Here is a 20,669-nt window from a genome sequence, read left to right on the forward strand (position 1 = left end):
ATGCCGTTACGTGACCACGAGGACACCGTACGCCGGGCCAAGGCACTCTACGAGGCCAGGAAGAGCCGGGTGCCGATCCCGCCGTTCACCGACACGGACCCGGAGCTCGGCATGGACGACGGGTACGCCGTCCAGCGAGAGCTGGTCGCGCTCCTCCTCGCGGACGGCGACGCCGTCATCGGGTACAAGGCGGGCCTCACCTCCGCCCCGATGCGCAGCATGTTCGGGGTCGACACCCCGGACTACGGGCCGGTGCTGTCCTCCACGGTTCTGGCCGACGGCGCGACCGTGTCGTGCGAGGCGTTCATCGCGCCCAAGGTGGAAGCCGAGATCGTCTTCCGGCTGGCGAAGCCGCTGGCCGGACCGGGAGTGACCGTCGAGCGGGCACGCGCTGCGATCGGTGAGGTCCGCGCCGGGCTGGAGATCGTCGACTCGCGGATCGAGGACTGGCGCATCGGGCTCGCCGACACGATCGCCGACCTCGCCTCGAACGGCGCCGTCGTCGTCGGGCACCCGGTCCCGCCCTCGCCGGACCTGGACTACCGGCTGGTCGGCATGGCCTTCTCCCGCGACGGCGAGCTGGTGGCGACCGGCGCGGGCGCCGCAGCCATGGGCGATCCGGTCGCGGTCGTGGCCTGGCTGGCGAACGTGCTCGGTGCGCAGGGGGTCTCGCTGGAGGCCGGGCATCTGATCATGACCGGTGCGCTGCACGCGGCGGTCCCGCTGCGCCCCGGCGACACGTTCACGGCGGAGTTCGACCATCTCGGCGCGATCACCTTGCACGTCGGCGGGGGAGGGGCATGAAATCGGACGGACGGCTGTCCGTGGCGGTGCTCGGCGCCGGGCTCATCGGGGTCGACCTGGCGATCAAAATCATCCGCTCCGACGCCCTCGACCTGCGGCTCGTCGCGGGCCGGGACGTCGCCGCCCCAGGGTTGCGGCAGCTCGCCCGGCTCGGCGTGCCGGTCGCGGCCGACGGCGTCCGCTCCCTCCTCGCCACCGAGGAGCCGTTCGACGTCGTCTTCGACGCCACCAACGCCGCGGCCCACGCCGAGCACGCGGAGCGGCTCGTGCCCCTCGGCACGAAGCTCGTCGACCTGACGCCCAGCAAGGCGGGGCACCTGGTCGTCCCGACCGTCAACGGGGCCGATGTCACCGGCCGCCACGACATAGCCGACATCAGCATGGTGACCTGCGGCGGGCAGGCCTCGATCCCGGTCCTGCACGCGATCGCGCGGGCATACCCGATCGACTACATCGAGGTGGTCACCACGGCCGCCACCTTGAGCGTGGGCCGCGGGACGCGCCTGAACCTCGACGAGTACGTGGAGACCACCCAGGACGCGATCCGCGACTTCACCGGGGTCGAGAACGTGAAGGCGCTGCTCAATATCAGCCCGGCCCGGCCGCCGGCGACCTTCCGGGTGTCCATGTCCCTGCTGGGCCGGGGCCTCGAAGCCGGTGTGGTGAGCGCGCTGGCGGCGACGGCCGTGAGCGAGATGCGCCCGTTCGTCAGGGGGGTCGACGTCATGGCGTGCACCGTGAACGACGGCAGGGCCTTCGTCGCCGTGGAGGTCACCTCCTCCGGCGACCGCATCCCCTCCTACGCCGGGAATCTCGACATCATCAACTCCGCCGCGCTCACCGTCGCCGAGTTGTACGCGGCGCACCGGCCGGCGATCGCAGGGGCGGAAACGTCATGAGCCAGACAGCGGACACCAGGGACGAGCGCGCGGGCAGACCGATCCTGATCCACGATCCGACGCTGCGCGACGGCCACCACGCGGTGCGGCACGACCTCGGGCGCGAGCAGTTGCGGGCGTACGCGGAGGCCGCGGACGCCGCGGGCGTGCCGGTGGTCGAGGTGGGCCACGGCAACGGGCTGGGCGCCTCATCCCTCCAGGTCGGCCAGGCGCGGCTGAGCGACGACGAGATGCTCTCGACCGTCAGGGAAGCCCTGTCGTCCAGCAGGCTGGGCGTCTTCATGCTGCCCGGGTGGGGCACGGTCCGCGACCTCAAGAAAGCCCTCTCGCACGGCACCGATCTGGTCCGGATCGGTACCCACTGCACCGAGGGAGACCTCGCCGAGCGGCATCTGGGGTATCTGCGCGACGCGGGCGTGGAGGCGCACGGCGTCCTGCTGATGAGCCACATGGCGAGCCCCGGGCGGCTGGCCGAGGAGTGCGCGCGCCTCGTCGGGTTCGGCGCGACCGGCGTGGGCATCCTCGACTCCTCGGGTCACTACCTCCCGGCGGACGTCACCGAGCGGGTCGCGGCCATCCGGGCCGCCGTGGACGTGCCGGTGATGTTCCACGGCCACAACAACCTCGGCATGGCCGTGGCGAACTCGATCGCCGCCGCCGAGGCGGGCGCCGACATCCTCGACGCCTGCGCCAGGGGCTTCGGCGCCGGCGCCGGCAACACGCAACTGGAGGTCCTGGTGCCTGTCCTGGAACGGCTCGGGTTCCGTACGGGCATAGACCTGTACCGGCTCCTCGACGCGGCGGACGTCGCCGGGCGGACGCTGATGCCGGCCCCGCCCACCATCGACTCCATCTCCATCGTCAGCGGCCTGGCCGGAGTCTTCTCCGGGTTCAAGAACCGGGTGCTCGACGTCTCCGAACGCGAGGGCGTCGATCCGCGCGACGTCTTCTTCGAGCTGGGCAGGCTCCAGGCGGTCGCCGGCCAGGAGGACCTCATCGTCGACGTGGCGCTCACCCTGCGCAGGTCCGCCGGCGGCACCGGCTCATCGATCAGCACGAACGAAAGAGGGGCAAGCCGTGTATGAGGCGCTCAAGGACATCTTGGTGGACCACTTCCAGATGCGAGCGGATGATGTCACCGCGACTGCGAGCCTGGTCGAAGTGGGGCTGGACTCCCTCGCTGCGGTCGAGCTGTCGGATGTGTTGAGCAGCAGGTTCGGCATCGAGGTCCGCGACTACGAGCTCCTGGAGCTCGCCACGGTCGGGGACGTCGCCCGCTTGCTGGAGGAGTGCGCCGCCACCCGGACGTGGCCGCGATGAACGACGCGACGGACCAGGCCCGCATGGTCGACCTCGCCTCCATGACGCGGAAGGTGGTCGTCTCTCCCGGGATGTGCGGCGGCGGCTCGCTCGTCTTCGGCCGCATCGGGGACTGGACCTGGGAGGCCGTGGCGGCGGCGTGCGGCACCAACGTGCACCGGGCCCGCACGGCGGACGGGGACCCCGCCTACCTGTCCTTCTACTATTACCGGGTACGCGGGGGGAAGGTCGTCCACCCGCACGGCCTCACGTTCGGTGACGAGCTCCAGGTGGACTCGCGCGTGTTCCAGTTCGGCAGCCAGTCGGTGCTGACGCTGCACCGGCTCGCGCCCCTCGCCCTGGGCCTCGCCGCGACCCCGCTGGACCCGGCGGAGATGTACGAGCTGCCCCATCCGGACTGCATGTACGTGGAGAACTTCAACCGGTGGGTCACGCGCGGCCGCCCGGCCAGCAACCGGGGCCTCGCCCAGGTCGTGCCTCCCGACTTCGTCTTCGCCGGCCTGCCGAGACTGCCGAACGACTACTCGCCGCGCACGCTGGTCGGCCGGGCCCGCGGGGCCGGAAGTTTCTGCGCTCCGGCCCCGCCTGGTTACGCGATGGCCGGCCCCGAGCACACCTTCGAGTACACGCTGGATGTCACTCGGGACATCAACGGCGCCGGACTGGTGTATTTCGCCTCCTATTTCTCCATCTTCGACTCTGCGTTGCTGCGCCTGTGGCGCTCGCTGGGTCGCGCCGACGAACAGTTCCTCCAGCGCCGCGTGATCGACCAGAAGGTGGGTTACTTCGGCAACGCGGACCCCGGCGCCGTGTTCGCCATCGCCGTCCGGAGATGGCACGACCCGGCCCAGCCGGAGATCGAGATCATCGACATGGCACTGCGCGACTCCGTCACGCATCATCTGCTCGCGACCACGGCCGTCGAGATCGAGTGCGGGCCCCAGAACTGAGCTCGGGAAGCCTAGGCTTTCCTGGCTCGTCGAGCTTGGTCGGGGAGCGCCTGCTGCCGGGGCGGTGATCATGAACGTTCACCGTGTTCAGTTGTGGCTCGCCAACCTCGTACCATCGCCGAATGATCGAGCTTCAGGAATACGGGGAGATCGCCTGCCCGGCCGCGCTGGTGTGGGCGGTCGTCGCCGACTACGGCCAGGATCCACGTTGGCGCAAGGGCGTCGAGACGATGGCGCCGCGCCCCGAAGGCATCGTTCAGGTGGGCACCACCACTGCTGAGGTGATGCGGTTCGCGGGTCGGACCTATCGCAACGGCGGCGAGGTGATCCAGGTGGAGCCGGGTCGCTCGTTCGCCTGGCGCACCACCTCGGGGATCGACGCCGAGGGCGGTAGGCTCGTCGAGCCGCTCGGCGCGGACCGGTGCCGCTTCACCTTCCATGTGCGAGTCGCCCCGCGCGTGACCTCCGAAAGGTTGCTGGAGCCGGCGCTGAAGTGGTTGTTGCGACGGTCGATCCGCGCCGACGTCCGCCGATTGGCCGGCCTCTGCGCTTCCTGACCCCGAGGTCACCTCGGTGCGGGGTCGCCGGGAACGATCAGCCGCTCATGCCACGCGACGTCTGTGGCCACCGCACCCAGCGTCGTCGGCTTGTGCGAGGGGTGGGGTCGTGGTGGTTCGCGTCCTGTCGGGGCTGCCGCCAGGGATCGGCTTCCAGGTGCCGGAGGTGGTCTGCCGGGCGCGGCCTCGCATCCGTCCGGTGTGGCTTCTTCTGCAAGCGGTTCACAACGTGTCGGTGAGGGCGTCGAGGTCGGCCAACGGCTGGGACGAGTAGGCCACGATCACCCTGGACTCCGGCCAACGCAGGCGCGGCCTCGTCCTGGACGTCGACCGCGACCTCGCCGTCATCCAGGTGCTCGAAGGCGCCGAAGGACTCAGCGCGAGGACGACCGGGGTCGCCTTCCCGGGAAGCCCGCTGCGCGTCCCGGGCGGGGCAGGCTGGCAGGGACGGGTTTGCGACGGCCGGGGCCGCCCGCTGGACGGAGGCCCCCCGATCTTCGGCGACGACAGTGCCCCGGTGGCCGGCCTCCCGATGAATCCCACGGAACGAGAGCCGCGACTCGTGACCGCACGGCGAGATCGATCCTTCTTCCGCACCGCCCTCACCGTGGCGTGGACGACTCTGCGCCCGCCACGGAAGTGATCACTTCCCGACTCCCGGCACGGAGCGGGGATCGGAGGAGGCCCGGACGTCGAACCTCGCCTGGAGCAGCCGGCCGCCCGCGACACCGCGGCCCTCGATGAGGTCGACGAGCATCCCGACCGCGATGTCGGCCGTCTCGACCGGCAGGAAGCTGAGCGTGCTGACGGGCGGATCCGTGAACGGCGCCGTGGGATCCTCCGTCGCGCAGACCAGCAGCAGGTCGCCGGGCACCGACCTGCCGAGTTTGCGGATCCTGTCCAGGAGCAGCGACGGGCTGATCTCGACGAGCACGACCAGCGCGTCCGGCGGCTCGGGATCACTCAGCAAGCTCTCCACCGCGGCGAGCGTCGGCTCGAACCCGGGGCCGTCGAGCTGGGCCAGCAACGGGTCGCGGCCCCTTTCCGCACTCCAGTCGAGGTAGGCCTGGACGGAATCGCGGTGGTAGCAGGCCGTGGTCGGGGCGCCGACCGCGGCGATCCGCCGGGCGCCTCCCTCCTCCAGGTGGTCGAGCACGCCGCGCAGGGCCGCGCCGTAGTCGAAGTCGACCCACGGCCACGGTGTCCCCGCCACGGCTCTGCGGTCGGAGACCACGGCCACCCCCGCGGCGAGAAAGTCTCCGACCAGCGGATCTCCCTCGACCGGATCCACCACGAACACGCCGTCGAGAGGCAGGTCCGTCCAGTAGTCGTCGGGGCCGGTGGTGGGCAGCAGCACCACGCCGTATCCGTGGGTCATGCCCGCGCGGGTGGTGGCGGCGGTCAGCCGGGCGAAGTAGGCGAGCTCGGTGTAGAACCACGGATGCTCGACGAACTCGCGGGCGGCGAGGCCGAGCAGGCGTGAGCGCCCGGCGCGCAGCCGCCGCGCCGTGGCGTTCGGCCGGTAGCCGAGCCGGCGCGCCACCTGCCGGACATGCTCGCGGGTGGCGTCGGGGAGGCGGCCCGCGCCGTTGAGCGCGTCCGAGACGGTGGTCTTCGACACCCCCGCCGCGCGGGCGACGTCCACCAGGCGCACGCGCGCGGCGGCCTTACGGTTTGGCTCGTCCATGGGTCCGATCTTTGCAGGATGTCAGGCGATTCGCCACCTCGCTGACCGTTGCTGAATCGTTCCTTCAATGTCTTGTGCAGGAACGTTCCTTCACCAATACTCATGGCACTTTCCCGCACGAGGATGAGGTGGTCCGATGCGTACCGCTCGACTCGCCGTCGCGGCGCTGGCCGTATTGGCGGCCACTGCCTGTGGAGGGGGCGCGGCCGCCCCGAAGGCCGCCGGCTCCGCAACCTTCACCGTCACGGCGGACCTGCCGCCGGCCAAGGGCCCGGTGGACGCCGTGACCTGGGCGCTCTACGCGGAGCCGCAGTCGCTCGACTACGCCTACGCCTTCGATTACCCGCCCAACACCGTGCTCGCCAACGTGTGCGAGCAGCTCATGCGGATCACCCCCGGCTCCCGGGTGGAGCCGGGGCTGGCCAGTAAGGCCGAATCCCCGGATCCCGGGCGCTGGGTGTACACGATCCGCCAGGGCGTGCGCTTCCACGACGGATCGCCGCTCACCGCCGACGACGTGGTGGCGAGCATGCGGCGGCACATGGACCCGGCGGTGGGTTCGTACTGGGTCTCGTCCTACCAGAACGTCAAATCGGTGGAGAAGACCGGCCCCATGGAGGTCACCGTCCACCTGAAGAAGCCCGACCACCTGTTCAACGAGCAGATGGGCACCTCGGCCGGGACCATCGAGAGCGCCGCGTTCCTGGCCGCGCAGGGCTCCGGGTACGGCACCCCCGACAAGGGCGTGAACTGCACCGGCCCGTACTCCCTCGACAAGTGGGAGAAGGGGCAGGCGATCAACCTGAAACGCTTCGACGGCTACTGGGACCCCGCGCTCAAGGCCAGGGCCGCGACCGTGCGCAACGTCTTCATCTCCGACCCGGCGGCCCGCGTCAACGCCCTGCTCTCGGGCGAGGCGGACGGCAGCTACCTGGTCCCCACCACCGGCTTCACCCGCCTGGGCAGCGCCTCCAGCGGCAAGCTGTACTTCGGCCCCAACACCGCGGCCGTCAGCCTCATCCCGCTCAACCTCAAGGGCACGCTCGGCGACCTGAGGCTGCGCAAGGCGCTGTCCATGGCGCTCGACCGCAAGAGCATTCTCCAGGCCGGCGTGGCCGGGGTGGCCACGCCGGCGAAGGCGCCCGCGGCGATCGGCGCGTGGGGCATCGCCCCTGAGGCGGCCAAGCAGTACTACGCCAAGCTCCCCGAGCTGAACACCGACCTCGAAGGGGCCAGGAAGCTGGTCAAGGAGGCCGGCGGGACGGGCAAGAAGATCGTGATCGCCACGAGCACGATGGCTCCCGACATCGGCGTCATCGCCAACGCCGTCCAGGCCGCGGGCCAGGCCATCGGACTGAGGGTCGAGCAGAAGGCGGTGGCCCCCGACGCCTACTCCGCGCTGTTCTCCGACCCCAAGGCCCGTCAGGGCGTCGACCTGGTCATGACCATCTGGTACGACTCCACCCCCGATCCGCTGGAGTTCTACGGAATCCTGCAGACCGGCAACTTCGCCAACTACGGCGGCTACTCCGACCCCGAGTACGACAGGCTCGTCGACCAGGCGGGCGCCGAGGCCGACCCCGCGGCCCGCGCCGCCGTGGTCGCCAAGCTCCAGGAGATCGCCGTCCGGGACATGGTATGGATCCCGCTGTACGAGGTGCCGCACAGCATGTTCCTCAACAAGCGGCTCACCGGCGCGCCCACCGGCATCACCCAGCTCGTCTATCCGTGGGCGGCAGTGCTCGGGTCGGCGAACTGATGGGCGCCTTCCTGGCCCGCAGGCTCGCCGGTCTGGTGGCGACGCTGGTCGGGGCGTCGTTCGCGGTGTTCTCCGCCGTGTACCTGGCTCCCGGAGACCCGGCCTCCTTCCTCACCCAAGGGCGTTCGGCCTCTCCGCAGGCGATCGCGGCGATCAGGGCGCAGTACCACCTGGACGATCCGTTCCTCATGCAGTACCTCAAATGGGTCGGCGGCGCGGTGACCGGGGACTTCGGCCGGTCGGTGCAGTTCCGGCAGGACGTGACCGGGCTGCTCCTGGCCAGGCTGCCCACGACGCTCTTCCTGGTCGGCTACGCGGGGCTGCTCATCGTGGTCGCGGGGCTGATCCTCGGCGCCCTGGCCGCGCTGCGGCCCGGGCCGCTCGACCGGATCGTCCTCATCGGCACCGGGGTGGCCACCGCGACCCCCTCCTTCGTCGCGGCGATCGGGCTGATCTCGCTGTTCTCCGTCCAGCTCGGCTGGTTCCCCGCCTTCGGCAACGGCGAGGGACCGGTCGACCGCGTCTGGCATCTGACCCTGCCCGCGGCCGCGCTCGCCCTGACGTTCGCCGGTCTGCTGGCCCGGGTCACCCGCTCGTCCATGCTGGAGGAACTGGCCCGCGAGCACGTCGAGGTGGCACGCTCGCGTGGCGTCCAGGAGAACGCGGTGATCCGGCGCCACGTCCTGCGCAACTCCCTCGGCCCGATCAGCACGGTCACCGGCACGGTGATCGCCGGGCTGCTCGTCGCGACTTCGATCGTGGAGACCGCCTTCGGCCTGTCCGGGATCGGGCAACTGCTGGTCAGCTCGGTCACTGTCAAGGACTTCCCGGTCGTGCAGGCCGTCACCACCTTGATCGTCGTCGTCTTCGCGGCGGCCAACCTGCTGGTCGACCTGGTTCAGCCGGCCATCGATCCGCGTCTGCGCAGGGCGTAGTGAAGGAGTCCTCTTGACAGCCGTGACCTTCCACCGCCGCTACCGGCTTCCCGCGGACCGGATGACCGTCGCCGGCGTCGCCGTCCTGGCCGTCCTGGTGACGGTGGCGATCCTGGCGCCGGTCGTGGCGCCGCACGATCCGCTCGCCATCGACTTCTCTGCCGCGTTGAGCGGCCCGAGCGCCGATCACCTGCTCGGGGCCGACCAGTCCGGCCGCGACATCCTGTCACGCCTGATCCACGGCGCGCGGGCGGGACTGCTCGGACCGCTCCTGGTGGTGACCCTGTCGACGGTGGCGGGCACCCTGCTCGGTGTCCTGGCCGCCTGGACCGGCGGTGTGCTCGACGCGGTCCTGTCCCGCGCCATGGACTTCGTCTTCGCCTTCCCCGCGCTGCTGCTGGCGATCACGCTGGTGGCCATGTTCGGCCCCGGCCTGACCGCGCCCGTCGTGGCGATGAGCATCGCCTACACCCCCTACGTCGGACGGCTGGCGCGCGGCGTCGCCCTGCGGGAGATGTCCCGCCCCTACATCCACGCCTACCGGGTGCAGGGCTGGTCCGGGTGGGTCATCTGCCTGAAACACCTGGTCCCCAATGTCGTCCCGCTGATCCTCGCCCAGTCGGCGATCAACTTCGGCTACGCGCTCATGGACCTCGCGGCGCTGTCCTTCCTCGGGTTCGGCACGCAACCGCCCGTCCCCGACTGGGGCGCCATGATCAACGAAGGGGCCTCCGCCCTGCTCCAGGGCGCCATGCTGCCCGCGCTGGCCCCCGGCGCGGCCGTCGTGATCACGGTGGTGGCCTTCAGCGTCGTCGGCGAGGGCATCGCCGACCGCGTCTCCGGGAGGGAGCGCTGATGCTCCAGATCGACGATCTGACCGTACGGCTGGCGCCCGGCCAGGCGGCCCGGCCCATCCTGGACGCGGTGTCGCTGCGCGTCGCCCAGGGCGAGGCCGTCGGGCTCGTCGGCGAGTCCGGGTCGGGCAAGTCCGTCACCTGCCGGGCCGTGCTCGGCCTGCTGCCCGGGCGGACCGCCGTGAGCGGGCGCGTCCTGGTCGACGGCCAGGACGTGCTGGCGCAGACCGCCGCGGGGCTGCGTGCCCTGCGCCGCCGGCGCGTGGCGATGATCTTCCAGGATCCGCGGGCGTCGATCAATCCCGTCCGGCGGATCGGCGACTTCGTCACCGAGGGACTGCGGGCGGGCGGGCTGCCGTACCGGCAGGCTCTCGATCGGGCGGAGGGGCTGCTGGAGGCGGTGGGCATCGAGGACCCGAAAGCCGCGCTGCGCCGTCACCCGCACGAGTTCTCCGGCGGGATGCTGCAACGAGTGATGATCGCCGGGGCGCTGGCCGCGGAGCCCGACCTGCTGCTCGCCGACGAGCCGACGACCGCCCTGGACGTCACGACGCAGGCGGAGGTCATCGCGATCCTGTCCCACCTCAGGACCGCGCGCGGGATGGGCATGCTGTTCGTCACCCACGACCTGGAGCTGGCCGCGGCCATCTGCGACCGCATCTACGTGATGTACGCGGGCCGGATCGTCGAGGAGCAGGCCACCGGCGAGCTCTTCGCCCGCCCCCGGCACCCGTACACGGCCGGGCTGCTGGCGGCCACGCCCCGGCTGGAGTCCCCCGAGCCGCCGCACGGCGTGCCCGGCAGGCCGCTGTCGCTGGCCGAGTCCCCGGCCGGGTGCGCCTTCGAGGCCCGCTGCGCTCTGGCCGTCGAACGATGCCGGGAGCGACGGCCCGACCTGGAGATCCTGGAACGCGCGCAGGTGGCGTGCCTGAGAGCTGGAGAGCCGGTCCATGACTGAGAACGTGCTGGAGGTCGAGGGGCTGCGCAAGGCGTACGGCCACAAGGCGGCCGTGGACGGCGTCTCCTTCTCGCTGCGGGCCGGCGGCTCGCTCGCCGTGGTGGGCGAGTCGGGATCGGGCAAGACGACGACCGCGCGGATGCTCGTCGGCCTGGAGCTCCCGGACGCCGGGCGGATCAGCGTCGAGGGCCGGAACCGCTCGCGCGCCCCGCGGGGCCGCCGGGCCAGGCTGTCGCGGGCGCGCGAGATCCAGATGGTCTTCCAGGACCCCTACCTCTCCCTGGATCCGCGGATCAGCGTGAGCGAATGCGTGGAGGAGCCGCTACGCCTGCATTTCGCCCTGGACAAGCAGGCCCGGCGGGCCCGGCGCGAGGAACTGCTGGAGCGCGTCGGGCTCGGCGAGCGTGAGGCCGCCGTACGGCCCAGGCGGTTGTCCGGCGGGCAGCGCCAGCGGGTCGCCATCGCCCGCGCGCTGGCCACCGCGCCGAAGGTGCTGATCCTGGACGAGGCCACCTCGGCGCTCGACGTGTCCATCCAGGCGCAGATCCTCGACCTGCTGGCGCGGATCCGTCGCGACCTCGACATCGCCTACCTGTTCATCACCCACGACCTGGCCCTGGTCCGGCACGCGGCCGACGACATCGTCGTGCTCCACCGCGGCAAGGTCGTCGAGGCCGGGCCGACCGCGCAGGTCCTGGCCGCCCCCCAGCATCCCTACACCCGCCTGCTGCTGCACTCCGTGCCGCGGCCGGGCTGGGATCCCGCCCAGATCGCCGCCGACCGGCGCGCCCTTCAGGAGATCATGTGAGTGAGCTCGCACACCTGTCCGCCACGCAAGCCCTGAAGCTGTTCAGGACCCGGGCCCTGTCGCCCGTCGAGCTCATGACCGCGGTCATCGAGCGGGCCGAGGCCGTCGAGCCGCGGGTCAACGCGCTCAGCGAGACGATGTTCGACGAGGCGCTCGATCAGGCCAGGAAGGCCGAGCGCGCCTACCTCGGCAACGGGTCGCCGCGGCCGCTCGAAGGGCTGCCGGTCGCCACCAAGGACGAGCAGCCGATCGCGGGAAGGCGTGCCAGCGACGGTTCCCTGGCCCACGCCGGCCACGTCGCCGACACCACCCATCCGGTCGTCGAACGGGTCGTCGCCGCCGGCGGGATCGTCCATGCCCGCACCACCACGCCGGAGTTCTGCTGCGCCGCCTACACGCACTCCCGGCTGTGGGGCCTCACCCGTAACCCCTGGAACCTGGACTACTCGCCCGGCGGTTCCTCCGGCGGCGCGGGCGCGGCCCTGGCGTCGGGGACGGCGACGCTCGCCACGGGGTCCGACATCGGCGGCTCGATCCGCCTGCCCGCCGCGGCCACCGGCACGGTCGGATACAAGCCGCCCTACGGGCGGGTGCCCGCGATGTCGCCGTACAACCTGGACCACTACTGCCATGACGGGCCGATGGCCCGTACCGTCGCCGACTGCGCGCTCCTGCAGAACGTCATCGTCGGGCCGCACCCGGCCGACGTCGTGTCCATCCGCCCCGCCGTGCACATCCCCGAACGCCTCGGCGACGTCGCCGGGTTGCGCATCGCCTATTCCCCCGACCTGGGGAACTGGGAGATCGAGCCGGACGTCGCGGCCAACACCCGCGCGGTCGCCGACGCGCTGGCCGCGGCCGGCGCCATCGTGGAACAGGTGGAGGTGCCGCTGCGGCGCGCCGACGTCATGCGCGCGGCCTTCATCCACTTCGGCGCCATCTTCGGTCCCATGGTCGCCGGCGTGGCGGACACGCACCGCGACGAGCTCACGCCCTACGCCCTCGCCTTCGCCGAGGACTCGCGCGCCGCGCTGGCGCGGGACGGCTTCCTGGCCGGGCTGGAGCTGGAGGGCCGCATCTACGCCGTGATCGGCGACGTGCTCGACCGGTACGACGCGCTGATCTGCCCCACCGCGGGCACCGCCGCGCTGCCCGCGGGCGAGGACTACGTGGACACCAAGCTGACGGTCAACGGGGTCCAGTTCGACCACTACCTGGAGTACTCGCTGACGACCGTCTTCAACATCGCCAGCCGCTGCCCCGTGCTCAACGTCCCGTCCGGTCTCGCGTCGAACGGCGTGCCGACGGGGACGCAGATCGTCGGCCGCAGCTACGACGACGCGACGGTCTTCCACATCGGCGCCGCCGTCGAACGCGTCCTGCCGTGGCCCACCCGCCCGCAGCTCTGAGGAGACTTTCATGACTTTTGCCGACAAAACTGCCGACATCGTGTTCCTCAACGGCCGGGTGCGCCCCATGGCCGGCGCTCCCAGCCGCGCGCTGGCCGTACGCGACGGGCGGATCCTGGCGCTCGGCGAGGTCGAGGAGGTGCGCGACCTGGCCGGCCCGCGGACCGAGATCGTCGATCTGGCCGGCCGGACCCTGCTTCCCGGGTTCCAGGACGCCCACGTGCACCCGGTGCTGGCCGGACTCTCCATGACCCGGTGCGACCTGCACGAGGCGCGGGACGCCGCCGACGCCCTTGCCGTCGTCCGCGCGTACGCCGCGGCCAATCCCGAGGTGCGCTGGATCTCCGGCGGCGGATGGTCCATGGAATGGTTCCCCGGCGGCACGCCGAGCCGGATCGCCCTCGACGAAGTCGTCCCCGACCGGCCGGTCTACCTGACCAACAGGGACGGGCACGGCGCATGGGTCAACACCGAGGCCCTGCGGCTGTGCGGCGTCCACGACGGAACCCCCGACCCGAACGACGGGCGCATCGAGCGCGAACCCGATGGAACCCCTCAAGGAACCCTGCACGAGGGCGCCGCCTCGCTCGTGGGCAGGCACGTGCCCGAGCCCACGGACGAGGACCTGCTCCGCGGCCTCCAGGCCGGCCAGCGACGCCTGCACCAGGCCGGAGTGACGGCATGGCAGGACGCGATGGTCGGCCCGGAGGTCCAGCGCGCCTACGAAGCAGCCGCCGACGCCTCCATACTCACCGGGCGCGTGGTCGGCGCCCTGTGGTGGGATCGAGAGCGGGGCGAGGAGCAGATCCCCGAACTGCTCGCCCGCCGTACCACCACCGGACGGTTCAGAGCCACCAGCGTGAAGATCATGCAGGACGGCGTGGCGGAGAACTACACCGCCGCCATGACCTCCCCCTACCTGGACGGCTGTGGATGCCGGACCGGCAACAGCGGCATCAGCTTCGTCGGGCCCGAGGACCTGCGCGCCTACGTCACCCGGCTGGACGCCGTCGGGGTCCAGGTCCACGTGCACGCCGTCGGCGACCGGGCCGCCCGGGAGGCGCTGGACGCGTTCGAGGCGGCGCTCAAGGTCAACGGGCGCAAGGGCAACCGGCATCACATCGCCCATCTCCAGGTTGTCCATCCCGACGACGTGCCGCGGTTCGCGGCCCTGGAGGTCACCGCCAACATCCAGCCGTTGTGGGCGGCGCACGAGCCGCAGATGGACGAGCTGACCATCCCCTTCCTCGGCGACCGGCGCGCCGCCTGGCAGTACCCCTTCGGCGACCTCCTGCGCTCGGGCGCCGCCCTCGCCGCGGGCAGCGACTGGCCGGTCAGCAGCCCGGACCCGTTCCTCGGCATCCACGTCGCCGTCAACCGGATGCTCCCCGACGGATCGGGGCGGCCGTTCCTGCCCGCGCAGCGCCTCTCGGTGGCGGCGGCCCTGTCGGCGTACACGATCGGCACCGCCCGGATCAACCACCTCGACACCAGGACCGGGACCATCGAGCCCGGCAAGCTCGCCGACCTCATCGTCACCGACGCCGACCCGTTCGCCGTACCCTCCGGTGACCTGGGCGGCATCACCGTCCTCGCCACCTACGTGGAGGGACGACAGGTGCACGCGCATCCGTCCTTCTGACCGCTCGCCGCCGTGACGAGATGGTGATCACCGTTTGCGATCATCGGCTCATGAAGCGCATGAGCGCCGTGCTGGTGATGGCCGGCCTGCTGAGTGTCACGATTCCCGGCGGCGCCGTTCGCGCGGCTCCTGAGTCGCAGTCCCTCGACTCCGTCGTCGAAGCGATCCAGCACCAGTTCGCGAAGAAGGGCAGCGTGCGGTTCACCGTCAAGCGGCGCGGCGGGCCTCCGGCCACCTGGGACATCAAGGCGTCCGGCGCGTACCGCTTCAACGCCTCAGGCGTGTACGCCGCCGACACCACGACGATCTCCCAGGAGGCAGGGGGGACGGGCCGGTCTCGGGAGATCAGCGTCGGCCCGGACTTCTACTCCCAGGGCTACGTACGTTCCAAGGACGGCAAGTACATCTGGAAGTCGCCGTCAACGGTGGGGAAATGGACCTATGGCGGGCGGAACCTTTCCGGCGTCATCTGGGGAGAGGACCTGATCAACGGAATCAACCCCGGATTCCTCAGGCTGGGCGCCCACAACGGTGCCTTCAGCGGCGACGGCGGAACATTCGAGGGAGTCCGGACCACGGTCTTCAACGGCGTCGTGACGGTTCCGGAGGTGGGGGAGCGGCAGGCCGGCATGTTCTTCGAAACCGAGCAGGAGGGCGGCTCGTGGCGCGGGTCCATCACCTGGAAGCTGTGGGTGGGCCCGGACAATCTGCCGCGACGCTTTCACGCCATCCTGAGGTTCACCTCGGCGTACGGGGGCGATGAGGTCGAGACGATGACGATGAACATCATCTATCGAGGTTGGGGGAGCCCGGTCAAGATCACGGCCCCGCCCAGGAGCCTCGTCACCGATGACTGGTGATCCGACGGGCACGTCCGGCCGTGTTCACGGGGTGGTGCCCATGCCGTACTGAGCTGCCTGCAACGACCACAGCTGCGCGTATTCGCCGCCGAGAGCCAGCAGCTCCTGGTGGCTGCCGCTCTCGGTGATCCGGCCGTCCTGCAGGACGAAGATGCGGTCGGCGTGCTGCACGGAGTGCAGTCGATGGGTGATGAGGATGACCGTGCGTCCGCCGGCCAGGGCGCGCACCCCGGCGAAGGTCTCGGCCTCGGCGCGGGGGTCGAGGGCGGCGGTCGGCTCGTCCAGGACCAGCACGGGTGCGTCCCGGAAGTACGCGCGGGTGACCGCGGCGGCGCAGGCGAGCGCTTCGGGGGTGGGGCCGGTGGTGTGGCGGCCGATGGCGACGTTGGCGGACACGGTGAAGGGCCATCGTTCGTAGCCCTGGGACAGCAGGGCCACCTGGTCGAAGAGTACGGCCGGTGGCCCTGGTAGGCCATCGAACAGGGCACGTGGAGATCTCACCGACGAGGAATGGTCCTTGATCGAGCCTCACTTACCTCTGGGTGAGCGGGGTCCGATCCCGGATCTGCGGCGGCTGTTCAATGCGGTGATGTGGCGGTTTCGTACCGGCAGCCCCTGGCGTGACCTGCCGATCGAGTACGGGCCATGGTCCACCGCATACGACCGGTTCCGTACCTGGGCGCGGGACGGCGTGTTCGAGCAGCTGATGCAGGCCATGATCGCCGAGGCCGCAGCCCGGGGACAGGCCGGCCTCGCCCTGGTCAGCGTCGACTCCACCACCGCCCGCGCCCACCATCATGCCGCCGGGATGGTCTTGGACGGTGAGCTGAGCGCAGCCCTGGAAGAAGCCGTCGAGCAGGAAAGGGGGCTGCGCCAAAGGGGCAAAACGCCCCCGACGGCGACCCCGGCGACGAAGAGGTCAGGGACAACGTCGACGGGGACGACGGGAGGAACGAGCGGCGCCGGCTGCGACGCCGATACCGGTTCCGGCTGAAGGCCGCCAAGCTGGGCCGCTCCCGGGGCGGGTTGACCAGCAAGGTGCATCTGGCGGCCGATGGTCGATGCCGTCCGCTGTCCTTCGTCCTGACCGCCGGCCAGGCCGGAGACAGCCCGCAGTTCCGCCCGGTGCTGGAGCACATCAAGGTCCGGCTAGCGATCGGCCGTCCGCGCACCCCGCCGGGCGCGGTGGCCGCGGACAAGGCCTACTCCTCGCGCGGCAACCGCGCCTACCTGCGCCGGCGCGGGATCAAGGCGGTCATCCCGGAGAAGGCCGACCAGGCAGCCAACCGCAAGAAACGCGGATCTGGCGGCGGCCGGCCGGTCACCCATGATCCCGATCTCTACAAGCAGCGCAACACAGCCGAACGCTGCATCATCACGTTGCACCTTGACGGGCTGACGAAGCGAGGTCGCGGGGGATGAGCGACATGCCTGAGAATCGCCCGGGCGAAGAACTGCCACCGCCTATCGGTCCTCCCGCGTCTGGGCCGCCGTGGTCTTCCGGCCCTCCTGCGTCCGGGCCGGCACCGCCTACCGGTCCTCCCGTGCCCGGCTTGCCACCCCCTGGCCCTTCCTTTCCCGGCGTTCCTTTCCCGGGCCCGCCGGTCCCGGGTGGCCCGCCGGTTCCAGGTGGTCCGCCGGTCGGCCGACGGACGCCGAATCGTCGCCGGATGTGGTTCCTCGTCGGCGGAGGAGCGGTGGCGGCGCTGGCCGCGGTGGCCGTCGCGCTCACCCTTCTGATCAGCAGCTTAGGTCGCCTGCCCGGCCTGACCCGCCCGGTGAACACGGCAGGCCCCGCTGCGACCACGGAGGTCAACAGCGCGATCAGCCATCTGGCCGGGCTCCCGGCGGCTCACTACAGGGGAACGCTGGCCGACCGCGGCCAGCAGCTGGGCCTCGACGTCAAGGTCACCTCAAAGGGGTCGACGGCGGGCACGGTGACCGTGAGCGGTCAGAAGATCAAGATATTCACCGCCGGCGGTAGCACCTATGTGAAAGCCGGACCGGGCTACTGGCGCACGAACGGCGCCACTGCGCGCCTGAGCAAGGAGTACGCCAAGCGCTGGGTCAAGATGAGCACCGGACCCGCCGGTTTCGCGCTGTCGAAGCTCCTCGCCCCGCCCAGTCTTGCCCGGCTGCTGGGCCTGTCCGGACAGGTCGACTTGTCGAGCGGCCCGGTCACCAAGGTCAACGGCGTCCAGGCACGTAAGGTGACTGCGCCGATTGGCGCCATCTATGTGACGACGACTGCTCCGTACCAGATCGTCCGCATCGATTCCGGGGCATCCGGCGGCGGTCCGGCACCTCCCACCCCCCATATCACCGGCACCGGTCTCTCCGGCGGCGCCCTCGTCGTGCGGCCGGCGCGATGGCGTGACGATTTCCGGTTGAACATCACCGTCTCCGCGATGACGGGTGCCCAGGCACGGACGTTCATCGACCAGCTCAAGCAGGAAGCCAAGGCCCTCAGGGGCGCCATCGACTCCAGCGTGGCCTTCTCGGCGGCGAGCTCCGGCAGGCTGTCCCCCTGTGACAACAGCGGCTGCACCGCCACCATCACGATCAGCAACCGGGTAAAGCTCGACAGCCCCTATCTCAAGGTCGGCGCGATCACCGCCGACGTCATCATCGACTTCCAGCTGGACGGCAGGCCTGCCGGCTCATGCCGGCGGCAGGTCTCCATCCCTGCCAACGGCGAAGCGGACGTCACCTGCAGCGTCTCCTACCACGCCGCCACCAACCGCAGCCACAGCGTCCACGCGCAGTCCACCGGATTCGCCCGGGCCCTCGTCAAAGCCGAGATCCCGGCCACCATCAAGGCACTTGAGGCGGAACAGCAGGCAATCCCCTCTGCCAGCTCTGACACCGACAACATCGTGACTGACGCCCGCGTTCTGAGGACGCCGCGGGTGGGCACGACCGGCGGCGGACCGGGCAGATGGATCAAAATCAACTACACCAAGCGCAGGCACTGGATGCGTTACCAGGAGCAGGTCACGGGCGTTCGGATCAGCCGCGAGTACAAGGTCAACGGCGTCAAGTTCGACGGGTACGACGGCCCTCGGGGAGTCCTCCTGGATGCCAAGCTTGGCTACAGTAAGAAGCTTGACGAGCATGGAAACCTCACCAAGAAGCAGGCGGACAAGTTCAAGGTTCAGGCCAATCGGCAGATCGAGGCCGCCAAGGGGACCGGCAGGTCCATCGAATGGAGGTTCTCCAACGAGCGGGTGGCCGATGCCGTCAGGGAGTTCTTCGAAGAAGAGGGCATCAACATCAAGGTCGACTATCAGCGGATGAACTGGAAGATCAGATAATCGTGCGCAAGATTCTGGTGCGGGGATTCTGGGGTCCTCGCCGGCAGTCTGCGCAGGACTGCGCCGAACGCTGGGCCGCCTGCTTGACGAGGCTTCAGCGCACCGCTCCCGAGCTGTTCACCACCTGGCACTCGCCGCTGGACGAGGATGAGAAGGATCCTCCTGCGCTCAAGCCCGACGCAGGGAGCCTGCTGGCCGAAATGGCGCGCCTCGACGAGTACCTGGAGGTGGAACTCGGTGCCACGAAGGCGGAGCTGGGCTTCACCCTTTCCGCTTGGAGCACCGCGCCGCACGGGGGAAGCGTCGTGTTCCGCGGAACCGTGGGCTCTCATGCCGAAGGCTCAGAGGTCCGCAACAGCATCACGGTGACGATGCAGGGCGAAGAGGTGGCGGCGCACGGCTGGGAGGTCGCCGCCGGCATCCTCACCATCGTCGCCGAGCACTGGGACATCGACTGGGGGGACGCGGGCCACGCCCAACTGTGGGCCCGGCTCAAGGAACATCGGTCGCTGCGGCCGTCCGACCTGCGAGCCGGATACGTCACCTACCTGTCGGCCCGCCGCTGGGCGGAGGCCCCGGCCCCGCCGGAGGGGACGATCACTCCCTTGGGCGGCGGTGCGCTCATCGATCTGAGGGCGGAGGTGACCCGCGCGAGCAGTGATGACCCAGTTGTCCGGCTTGATCAAACGCTCGCCGCCTCGCCCGCGTTCACGCCGGTGCCTGACGACCGCGGGACCTGGTGAACCGTTCGATGAAGCTGTCACTCAAGTGCCGGTGACGCGGTGAAGGCGACGAGCCGAGCCGCCATGGTCGCGGCTGCCGCCACTCCTGGTGTCCAAGATGATGCTCGTGGCCGGTCTCACCGAAGGGCAGATCGCGCGGGCGGTCATCGAAGCGGCCGACCTCGACGGTGTGGCGACTACGTCGGGCGGTGACGCTTGATGACGGTCATCTGGACGCGCCACGAGTACACGTACGCTCCCGCGCCCGAGGTGTAGCCTGGCCGCCGGATCGTCTACACGACGCAGGCCGGCCGAGGGCCGGGAACGCCGGCGATCGACCGGGGCATGCACAAGGTGGTCGAACCGCTCAAGCGGAGCGGCAACGTCTGGGTACTCCAGTGCGAGCGCGAGGTGTTCTTCGGGCATCACCCGCAGGCCGGGGTGCCCATCGCCGATGCGGCCTTGATCAGCGTCGGCGCCGAGGGCGATGATGCCTCATGAGCGCCACCGTGAAGCTCCGCATCTGGTCCGAGACGCGACGCGGAGGTCAGCGATGAACGCCACGCCGATCGACCTCACCGAGGGGCAACGCAAGCTCTTGATCCGCATCCGGGACTCCACAGTGATCACTGGCGACGTGAACACCTTGTGGGGCGACTGGGCGAAGCGCGCTGCCTTCAAGTGGCTGGCCGAACAGGGGCTGATTCGCGACGAGCGGGACGATCTTGCGAATGGTCACCGCTGGCACCTCACCGACGCGGGCCGCGCCGAACTGGAACGGCGCGGGACCGGGGAACACCGACGATGAGTGAGGTCCTGGACTATGGCGAGGTAGTGGCCGTTGACGCTGGCGATCTCGGTCAGGCACTCTGGGTGAGGCTCAGAGGGGCGTCCTTCTCCCGAAGCTGTCCCCAGCCGTCAGGTGGCGCTGATCGGGCACGCCTGTTCTGGCCGGTTCCGGAATGGCTGGATCGCAGGTCAGCGCATCCGAGACAATCTCCATGCGGATTCGGGCGCATCCCAGCGCTGACGCCCGGTGCCGAAAGCTGCGGTTCGCCGGGCTGGTCGGGGTCCTGCTGAACGATCCCTGATGTTCGGCTCCTGCTACACGCAGCTCACCGACGTCTTCCAGGAGCAATACGGGATCTACTGCTTCGACCGTACGATCCCGCATCCGCGCGGCCCAGCTCC

Annotated in this window: 20 protein-coding genes and 1 pseudogene; 19 read left to right on the plus strand and 2 right to left on the minus strand. The window is 70.4% G+C overall.

The genetic code is table 11. The features are described from left to right. The 6 genes from AB0J76_RS12220 to AB0J76_RS12245 all read left to right on the plus strand — a co-directional run bounded on the left by AB0J76_RS12220 (position 1) and on the right by AB0J76_RS12245 (position 4,530). Complete coding sequence (locus tag AB0J76_RS12220) at positions 1-804, plus strand: fumarylacetoacetate hydrolase family protein (protein WP_352328151.1); 804 nt, start codon at positions 1-3, stop codon at positions 802-804. Next, positions 801-1,703, plus strand: coding sequence for a hypothetical protein (locus AB0J76_RS12225; RefSeq protein WP_352328150.1), 903 nt, complete (start codon positions 801-803; stop codon positions 1,701-1,703). Before AB0J76_RS12220 ends, AB0J76_RS12225 begins: the two co-directional genes overlap by 4 nt. Further along, the gene (gene dmpG, locus AB0J76_RS12230; protein ID WP_352328149.1) at positions 1,700-2,788 is read left to right on the plus strand and encodes a 4-hydroxy-2-oxovalerate aldolase; all 1,089 of its coding nucleotides are present in this window, start codon (positions 1,700-1,702) and stop codon (positions 2,786-2,788) included. The genes AB0J76_RS12225 and dmpG overlap by 4 nt, the downstream gene beginning before the upstream one ends. After that, entirely contained in the window at positions 2,781-3,023 is a 243-nt protein-coding gene (locus AB0J76_RS12235) for an acyl carrier protein (RefSeq protein WP_352328148.1), read from the plus strand. Before dmpG ends, AB0J76_RS12235 begins: the two co-directional genes overlap by 8 nt. After that, entirely contained in the window at positions 3,020-3,973 is a 954-nt protein-coding gene (locus tag AB0J76_RS12240) for an LnmK family bifunctional acyltransferase/decarboxylase (RefSeq protein WP_352328147.1), read from the plus strand. Before AB0J76_RS12235 ends, AB0J76_RS12240 begins: the two co-directional genes overlap by 4 nt. Before the next feature lie 122 nt (positions 3,974-4,095). After that, positions 4,096-4,530, plus strand: a complete 435-nt coding sequence (locus AB0J76_RS12245) for an SRPBCC family protein (RefSeq protein WP_352328146.1) — start codon at positions 4,096-4,098, stop codon at positions 4,528-4,530. Between the two features lie 643 nt (positions 4,531-5,173). Here the strand turns inward: AB0J76_RS12245 and AB0J76_RS12250 are convergent. Then, positions 5,174-6,217 (minus strand): LacI family DNA-binding transcriptional regulator, encoded by a 1,044-nt coding sequence (locus AB0J76_RS12250; protein ID WP_352328145.1) that lies wholly within the window; start codon positions 6,215-6,217, stop codon positions 5,174-5,176. 136 nt (positions 6,218-6,353) lie between these two features. Between AB0J76_RS12250 and AB0J76_RS12255 the strand changes: the two genes are divergently transcribed. The 8 genes from AB0J76_RS12255 to AB0J76_RS12290 are packed head-to-tail and all read left to right on the plus strand — an operon-like array spanning position 6,354 to position 15,442. After that, positions 6,354-7,976, plus strand: a complete 1,623-nt coding sequence (locus AB0J76_RS12255; RefSeq protein ID WP_364389420.1) for an ABC transporter substrate-binding protein — start codon at positions 6,354-6,356, stop codon at positions 7,974-7,976. Then, on the plus strand, positions 7,946-8,911 hold the full coding sequence (locus AB0J76_RS12260) for an ABC transporter permease (RefSeq protein ID WP_352329865.1): 966 nt from the start codon (positions 7,946-7,948) through the stop codon (positions 8,909-8,911). Before AB0J76_RS12255 ends, AB0J76_RS12260 begins: the two co-directional genes overlap by 31 nt. 22 nt (positions 8,912-8,933) lie before the next feature. Next, positions 8,934-9,767 (plus strand): ABC transporter permease, encoded by an 834-nt coding sequence (locus AB0J76_RS12265; RefSeq protein ID WP_352329872.1) that lies wholly within the window; start codon positions 8,934-8,936, stop codon positions 9,765-9,767. Continuing rightward, positions 9,767-10,723 (plus strand): ABC transporter ATP-binding protein, encoded by a 957-nt coding sequence (locus AB0J76_RS12270; protein WP_352329867.1) that lies wholly within the window; start codon positions 9,767-9,769, stop codon positions 10,721-10,723. The genes AB0J76_RS12265 and AB0J76_RS12270 overlap by 1 nt, the downstream gene beginning before the upstream one ends. Further along, positions 10,716-11,531 (plus strand): ATP-binding cassette domain-containing protein, encoded by an 816-nt coding sequence (locus tag AB0J76_RS12275; RefSeq protein ID WP_352329869.1) that lies wholly within the window; start codon positions 10,716-10,718, stop codon positions 11,529-11,531. The genes AB0J76_RS12270 and AB0J76_RS12275 overlap by 8 nt, the downstream gene beginning before the upstream one ends. Continuing rightward, entirely contained in the window at positions 11,528-12,940 is a 1,413-nt protein-coding gene (locus AB0J76_RS12280; protein ID WP_352329871.1) for an amidase, read from the plus strand. The genes AB0J76_RS12275 and AB0J76_RS12280 overlap by 4 nt, the downstream gene beginning before the upstream one ends. Positions 12,941-12,950: 10 nt before the next feature. After that, on the plus strand, positions 12,951-14,582 hold the full coding sequence (locus AB0J76_RS12285; RefSeq protein ID WP_364389423.1) for an amidohydrolase: 1,632 nt from the start codon (positions 12,951-12,953) through the stop codon (positions 14,580-14,582). A gap of 50 nt (positions 14,583-14,632) precedes the next feature. After that, positions 14,633-15,442, plus strand: a complete 810-nt coding sequence (locus AB0J76_RS12290) for a hypothetical protein (RefSeq protein ID WP_352325862.1) — start codon at positions 14,633-14,635, stop codon at positions 15,440-15,442. A gap of 24 nt (positions 15,443-15,466) precedes the next feature. Here AB0J76_RS12290 and AB0J76_RS12295 read toward each other — a convergent pair whose 3' ends face one another. Beyond that, positions 15,467-15,880 (minus strand): hypothetical protein, encoded by a 414-nt coding sequence (locus AB0J76_RS12295; protein WP_352325861.1) that lies wholly within the window; start codon positions 15,878-15,880, stop codon positions 15,467-15,469. Between the two features lie 79 nt (positions 15,881-15,959). On the opposite strand from AB0J76_RS12295, the pseudogene AB0J76_RS12300 reads away from it, so the two are divergent. From AB0J76_RS12300 to AB0J76_RS12320, 5 genes and pseudogenes are all read left to right on the plus strand, one after another. Beyond that, positions 15,960-16,810 (plus strand): annotated as a pseudogene (locus AB0J76_RS12300) (transposase); the annotation flags it as partial. A 302-nt stretch (positions 16,811-17,112) separates the two neighbouring features. Beyond that, entirely contained in the window at positions 17,113-18,756 is a 1,644-nt protein-coding gene (locus AB0J76_RS12305; RefSeq protein WP_352325860.1) for a Tox-REase-5 domain-containing protein, read from the plus strand. Positions 18,757-18,758: 2 nt separating this feature from the next. Next, positions 18,759-19,499, plus strand: coding sequence for an Imm52 family immunity protein (locus tag AB0J76_RS12310; RefSeq protein ID WP_352325859.1), 741 nt, complete (start codon positions 18,759-18,761; stop codon positions 19,497-19,499). A 324-nt stretch (positions 19,500-19,823) separates the two neighbouring features. Continuing rightward, positions 19,824-19,979 (plus strand): hypothetical protein, encoded by a 156-nt coding sequence (locus AB0J76_RS12315; RefSeq protein ID WP_352325858.1) that lies wholly within the window; start codon positions 19,824-19,826, stop codon positions 19,977-19,979. Between the two features lie 52 nt (positions 19,980-20,031). Next, positions 20,032-20,286 carry a hypothetical protein gene (locus AB0J76_RS12320; protein WP_352325857.1) on the plus strand — a complete coding sequence of 85 codons (255 nt, stop codon included), beginning with the start codon at positions 20,032-20,034 and terminating at the stop codon, positions 20,284-20,286. Positions 20,287-20,669: the final 383 nt, after the last annotated feature.

It is taken from the genome of Nonomuraea sp. NPDC049624 (genome assembly GCF_040675255.1).
Taxonomy (GTDB): domain Bacteria; phylum Actinomycetota; class Actinomycetes; order Streptosporangiales; family Streptosporangiaceae; genus Nonomuraea.

Bases quoted from the DNA above. Each gene is read 5' to 3' on its own strand.
- AB0J76_RS12220 (WP_352328151.1), top strand. From the start codon at position 1: ATGCCGTTACGTGACCACGAGGACACCGTACGCCGGGCCAAGGCACTC.
- AB0J76_RS12225 (WP_352328150.1), top strand. From the start codon at position 801: ATGAAATCGGACGGACGGCTGTCCGTGGCGGTGCTCGGCGCCGGGCTC.
- dmpG (WP_352328149.1), top strand. From the start codon at position 1,700: ATGAGCCAGACAGCGGACACCAGGGACGAGCGCGCGGGCAGACCGATC.
- AB0J76_RS12240 (WP_352328147.1), top strand. From the start codon at position 3,020: ATGAACGACGCGACGGACCAGGCCCGCATGGTCGACCTCGCCTCCATG.
- AB0J76_RS12245 (WP_352328146.1), top strand. From the start codon at position 4,096: ATGATCGAGCTTCAGGAATACGGGGAGATCGCCTGCCCGGCCGCGCTG.
- AB0J76_RS12250 (WP_352328145.1), bottom strand. From the start codon at position 6,217: ATGGACGAGCCAAACCGTAAGGCCGCCGCGCGCGTGCGCCTGGTGGAC.
- AB0J76_RS12255 (WP_364389420.1), top strand. From the start codon at position 6,354: ATGCGTACCGCTCGACTCGCCGTCGCGGCGCTGGCCGTATTGGCGGCC.
- AB0J76_RS12270 (WP_352329867.1), top strand. From the start codon at position 9,767: ATGCTCCAGATCGACGATCTGACCGTACGGCTGGCGCCCGGCCAGGCG.
- AB0J76_RS12275 (WP_352329869.1), top strand. From the start codon at position 10,716: ATGACTGAGAACGTGCTGGAGGTCGAGGGGCTGCGCAAGGCGTACGGC.
- AB0J76_RS12285 (WP_364389423.1), top strand. From the start codon at position 12,951: ATGACTTTTGCCGACAAAACTGCCGACATCGTGTTCCTCAACGGCCGG.
- AB0J76_RS12290 (WP_352325862.1), top strand. From the start codon at position 14,633: ATGAAGCGCATGAGCGCCGTGCTGGTGATGGCCGGCCTGCTGAGTGTC.
- AB0J76_RS12305 (WP_352325860.1), top strand. From the start codon at position 17,113: ATGTGGTTCCTCGTCGGCGGAGGAGCGGTGGCGGCGCTGGCCGCGGTG.
- AB0J76_RS12315 (WP_352325858.1), top strand. From the start codon at position 19,824: ATGCACAAGGTGGTCGAACCGCTCAAGCGGAGCGGCAACGTCTGGGTA.
- AB0J76_RS12320 (WP_352325857.1), top strand. From the start codon at position 20,032: ATGAACGCCACGCCGATCGACCTCACCGAGGGGCAACGCAAGCTCTTG.